The 4,957-nt window shown below is 42.7% G+C and carries 4 protein-coding genes and 2 pseudogenes; 1 reads left to right on the plus strand and 5 read right to left on the minus strand.

The window, feature by feature from the left end:
* Positions 1–100: 100 nt before the first annotated feature.
* The 3 genes and pseudogenes from AB4238_RS19410 to AB4238_RS19420 form a co-directional block, all read right to left on the minus strand.
* Positions 101–355 (minus strand): annotated as a pseudogene (locus AB4238_RS19410) (winged helix-turn-helix domain-containing protein); the annotation flags it as partial.
* A gap of 12 nt (positions 356–367) precedes the next feature.
* Positions 368–598, minus strand: a pseudogene (locus AB4238_RS19415) (helix-turn-helix domain-containing protein); the annotation flags it as partial.
* A gap of 147 nt (positions 599–745) precedes the next feature.
* Positions 746–1,276 (minus strand): hypothetical protein, encoded by a 531-nt coding sequence (locus AB4238_RS19420; protein ID WP_372034936.1) that lies wholly within the window; start codon positions 1,274–1,276, stop codon positions 746–748.
* Positions 1,277–1,785: 509 nt separating this feature from the next.
* Between AB4238_RS19420 and AB4238_RS19425 the strand changes: the two genes are divergently transcribed.
* Entirely contained in the window at positions 1,786–2,220 is a 435-nt protein-coding gene (locus AB4238_RS19425; RefSeq protein ID WP_372034937.1) for a hypothetical protein, read from the plus strand.
* 40 nt (positions 2,221–2,260) lie between these two features.
* On the opposite strand, the gene AB4238_RS19430 is transcribed toward AB4238_RS19425, so the two are convergent.
* Complete coding sequence (locus AB4238_RS19430) at positions 2,261–3,292, minus strand: aldose epimerase family protein (protein WP_372034939.1); 1,032 nt, start codon at positions 3,290–3,292, stop codon at positions 2,261–2,263.
* A gap of 93 nt (positions 3,293–3,385) precedes the next feature.
* A complete protein-coding gene (galK, locus tag AB4238_RS19435; RefSeq protein ID WP_372034940.1) occupies positions 3,386–4,543 on the minus strand; it encodes a galactokinase in 1,158 nt (385 codons plus the stop codon).
* Between the last annotated feature and the right edge of the window lie 414 nt (positions 4,544–4,957).

A 4,957-nucleotide genomic window follows, 5' to 3' on the forward strand; every position in this document is an offset into this window, starting at 1 on the left:
ATTGTATCTTTATTAACGAAAGGTGTAATTAAAGCTTCTGTTTGGTCGGTACTTGGGCAAACTGCGCCAAATAGGTAGCCGTATTCAAATTGTTGCTGTTTCATAACCCTAGCTCTTGCCCCCCTTTTAGCCCATATATGTGTCGTTTGGTTTTGCTGACCAAAGCGAGCTTCATCTTGAAACCAAACATCAACCGATCAAGAGGAAGGTTGCCTGGTATGTGAAGGATCGTTTCCAGTTGGAACTTTTTAAAAGAGTCTAGAGCTTGCTGAGATTGTTTAGGGGGCATGGAGCGGCTAGTTATCCAGCTAAACCCTTGGGCGTGTAATAAGCGATAAACGTTACGTAATTGATAATCAACGCTAAATTATTTATAAATATACCGTCTGACATCGTCAGCAATTAAGCGGCCACCCTCTTTTTTAACTGAATGTGTTTCAATGAACTGACCTAATTCAGTTAACTGTGACTCAGTTAAACGACAGGCTCTTCCCACTCTAGGCTGACGATTAAGCCCTTCAAGTCCATTAGAAAGGTAGGCAGTAACCCATCTGTTCACGCTTCCTCTTGCGACACTCAATATTTCTGCAGTTTGAGTCCGACTTTGCCCTAAGGTGAAATGATATTACGATAAGTAACGTATTCTTAATTTAGCATTGTTAGTTTTCTTGGCTAGCAGTTTAAAGTCATTAGAAGAGTGCATTGATAATCCATTTAATCAAGTGGCCTCTATTAGATCAAACTTTTAATGCAATTGGTATAAGACGTCAACACGCCCTTTTTGCAGCAGATTTAAGTTTGTTTTTAGTGGTGTCTCACCTGAAGCGCGAAAGCTGGTTGGGCTTTTAACTAAGAGAGAGTTAAGTTTATCACTATAGTCGTAGCCTAAAATGCTGGCAATGGTTTTGTTATTGAGATCGACCAGTGATGAGAACTGCCAACTGCTATTAACGTGCACATAAAAGTCATTGGCATACTGGCCTAATATTAAATCAGAATCTTGCAAATTGGCTTTGCCAATATGTTCAGAAGAAACGGCAAGAACGGCATGAATTCGATCGGCTTGTGCTAATCTCAAAGCTCTTTGGAACGGTATCGTTTCGAATTTAGTACTGATAGCTACTGAGTCAAAAGCTTGCTGAGTGAGTTCTACGAAGTAGCCAGAGTTGTCTGCGCAGACGTAAGGACACCAAATATCGGATGCAATGACTACCTGTTCAGTTGCTGGTTGAACCTGGAAGCTTAAACATAAAAGAGCGAATAACTTAAGTTTCAAAATTGTCTGGCAAGCACTATTGGTTGCTGAATGGCGTTAGATTGTAGCAAATATTAGCTTTCAATACGGAGTCTTTTCGCCAGCCCGCTGTGATTGGCATAGACACTATGCGGTAACAGTAAAGCAATATTTTAAGCTGACATCGTTTTGTCATGTTAGTCGAGCACCATGCGTTAATGCCTAGCATTAGAGTGATACATTTATTCGACATCTTAACTTTCTGATAAATTACTATTTATTGTTAAATCTTGCCGTTGTTACAATTTATTCACCAATAAAAACTTGAATAACGACGGCTTTGAACTAAATTCGATATTAGCGTAATTGAGTTGAAAAAATTTCGTTCAATTCATATGAATTATATGAACTTGGTCATTGAAATTGACCCGAAAACTGTAAGAATATGGCCGAAAACCCAAGCTGAAATGATTGGGGAAACCGAAGTAAATGAGCATCTTGTTTACTTTACATTGATTAGTATGTGTTGATTTTTAAGGGCATTAGCATATATGTATGACACGTCTAAAAAATCTGTTTGGTACGGTGAGCATAGAAGCTCACGTGGTAATACAGTTATCATTTACGATAAGCAGTTTCCTGAAGCACCTGCAGGTAGAGTATATTTTTATAACACTACCCGTGACGTCATAATTGAATATGCTGAAGAGATAGTTAAACCTCATTTGCATGAGCTTAGCAATGAAGATTTAGCTGTCGCAGAAGCCAATTATGGTGCTGCATGGGAGTTGGCTCGAGAAGCATTTATGGAGAAACACTCGGGCTGGGTTGAAGCCAACAACCCAAAGGCTGCAAGTTTGGCTAAGAAGCCGAAAGCAGAACCTGAACCGATCATGGAAACTGAAGAAGACTCTGAGCTAGAGGTTGAATCAGCTGATGACGATGACTTTAATCGTGGCTGGTCAAATGACGACTTAGACGATTAATAAAGAATAGCTCGGGAAAAACAGCGCTTACGCGCTGTTTTTATGCTTCATTATCAAATTGATAGCGACTGATATGATGATAAAGAACGCCTGGTTTGATTAAGGCATCGCCAGCAAATGTGGGCTGATTCGGTGCATCAGGTACCTGCTGAGGCTCAAGGCAAACAGCTTGATATTGACACAAAGATTGCTGACCTTTACCGATTGTGCCTTGCAAATGATTAGCACCGTAGACTTGTACGCTAGGTTGGTTGGTATATAGCGTCATACCTCGTCCACTTTTCGCTGAACTCAAGCGTCCAAACCGCTGTAATTGCGGATCGCTCTGAGGCATTAAATAGCAGTGATCTATTCCTGAGGTAGAGGCTAACTCCTCTGCACCTATCAATGACTGCAATAGCGTGGGCTGTTGCATATCAAGTGCGCTGTTTTGGGTTTGAGTGGCTTTAGTGGGTACGCCAACATCATTCATCGAAAGGTATTGTGTTGAGTCTACTTGTAGCGCGTGTTGTAAGCTTGAATCACTACCATCAAGATTGAAATAACTATGTTGGGTTAGGCTGATTGGGCAGGTTTTATCTGTGCTTGCTAGCATTTCAATATAGAGATTATTACCCACTAGGCGATAATCAAGTTGCACGGTACATTTTCCTGGAAACCCCATGTCACCATCGGCGCTGACTAAGCTTAAGCGCACGCCATCGGGCAATGGTCCTAAGTTCCAACGTTTGCGATTAAAGCCATCCTCACCGCCGTGCAGGCAATTACTCGCTTGGTTGATACTTAATGGATAGGCTTTTCCATCTGCGGTGAATGTGCCGTTGGCAATTCGGTTAGCAAAACGTCCTGCAATAGCACCTAGGTGGGCATCTTGCGCCAAATAGTCGCTGGCACTGTCACAACCCAGTACGATATTGGCTCGTTCACCATCTCTATCGGGTGTCCAAAGCGAGCGGATAATGCCGCCTAAGCTGAGCACCTCCATTGCTATGGTGCCATTGTCTATTATCACCCGTTCAATCTGACCACCACGGGGATCGTTCCAAGGGTCTTGCGGGCGAAAACGTACCATGGTTCTTCCTTGTTATTAGCGAAACATTGTTGGGTATTATTCTGGCGCTAGCATTTTGATTTAGCGAGATGAATACGTATTCTAATGGTTGTTTTAACTATCGATCCTTTTAGCACCATCGGAAGCTGAGCATAAATATAGGGAAGCTTCTATGCCAGTTTTATGTCGATACTGCTGTTCTACGGCTTCAACAACGGCATCGGTTAGCTCATGATCAACCAATGCAACCACGCAGCCACCAAAGCCGCCACCCGTCATTCTTACGCCGCCTTTATCTCCAATAACATCAGCGATAATCTCGACTAAGTAATCAATCTCTGGCACGGTAATTTCAAAATCATCGCGCATTGATAGGTGGGACTCAGCCATTAAGCTGCTTAACTGATTGATATTGCCTGATTCTAGTGCCCAAGCTGCATTTTGAGTACGACGGTTTTCAGTAATGACATGTTTAGCACGTCGATAGCAAACGTCACTCAATTCATCTTTTGCTGCTTCTAGAGCATTGAGTTCAAGATGGCGTAGAGAGTCTAATTGAAAATGCTCTGCCACCTGTTCGCACTGCTCACGTCTTAAATTGTACTCTGACTCAACTAAGCCGCGTTTAACATTCGAGTTGATAATAATTAGGCTCAAATTCTCTGGAATACTAATGGCTTCGCTATCGAGATCTAGGCAGTCAATGAGTAAGGCATGATCCCGTTGCCCAAGGGCGCTAATCATTTGATCCATAATGCCACAGGCGCTGCCAACATATTGGTTTTCGCCGCGCTGGGCAAGTTGGGCGATGGCTAATGGAGATAACTTTATTTGGCTGGCATCGTTGACAGCAGTGCCAAAAGCAATCTCAAGTGCTGCTGAAGAGGAAAGCCCTGCACCTAGCGGTACATTACTGACTATCGCGAGATCAATCCCTTTTGGCGACAAGCCAGCAGTCGCCATGGCTGAGCTAAACCCTTTAAGGTAGTCGATCCATTCAGGTGTTTGTGGTGTTTGACCTTCCTGGCCAAAAGCCCACTGTTTCATTTCGCCAGGAAAGGCATCGGACACTGCACGAAACTGTGTGTCGTCACGACGCTTAACCGCAATAATAGTATGAAAATTGATGGCTGCTGGCAGCACAAAACCATCATTATAGTCAGTGTGCTCACCGATTAAATTGACTCTTCCAGGTGCAAAATAGAGCGCGTCAGCTTGCGTGCCGAAGGTTTGAACAAAGAGTTTATTAGCGCGTTGAACTGGATTGGACATGGTTTGCTGTATTCCGAAAGTTAGCCATTGTAATTAAGCCGAAATCTGCTTATTTGTTGCAACTGTTTACACTAGAGCGCGGCTCAATTTTATAGCCGCTGATGATATTTTGTGGCCTCGAACATACGACTTTGCTTAAGCGTAAAGTCGCTTATCAATAAAAGTGGGTAAGCTATTTGGCTTGATACTCTGTCCCTGAGTCAAAATGTTTACTTACACTTCATTAGCTTTATATCACGACTTTATATCATGTGTAACTGAGTTTTTTTATTGATTTAGGAGGTACGAGACCAAGGATGGTCGAAGGTAGAGTAATGCAGGAGCAACTATCGAGAGCGGAGCCGGATACCTGATACCAATTGCATTAAAAGTTTGACCATTCAGCGGGAATTCAAAGCGCTGTAGGCAAGTAGT

The sequence above is a fragment of the Shewanella sp. 10N.286.45.A1 genome (assembly GCF_041470405.1).
GTDB lineage: Bacteria > Pseudomonadota > Gammaproteobacteria > Enterobacterales > Shewanellaceae > Shewanella.

Bases quoted from the DNA above. Each gene is read 5' to 3' on its own strand.
- AB4238_RS19425 (WP_372034937.1), top strand. From the start codon at position 1,786: ATGTATGACACGTCTAAAAAATCTGTTTGGTACGGTGAGCATAGAAGC.
- AB4238_RS19430 (WP_372034939.1), bottom strand. From the start codon at position 3,292: ATGGTACGTTTTCGCCCGCAAGACCCTTGGAACGATCCCCGTGGTGGT.
- galK (WP_372034940.1), bottom strand. From the start codon at position 4,543: ATGTCCAATCCAGTTCAACGCGCTAATAAACTCTTTGTTCAAACCTTC.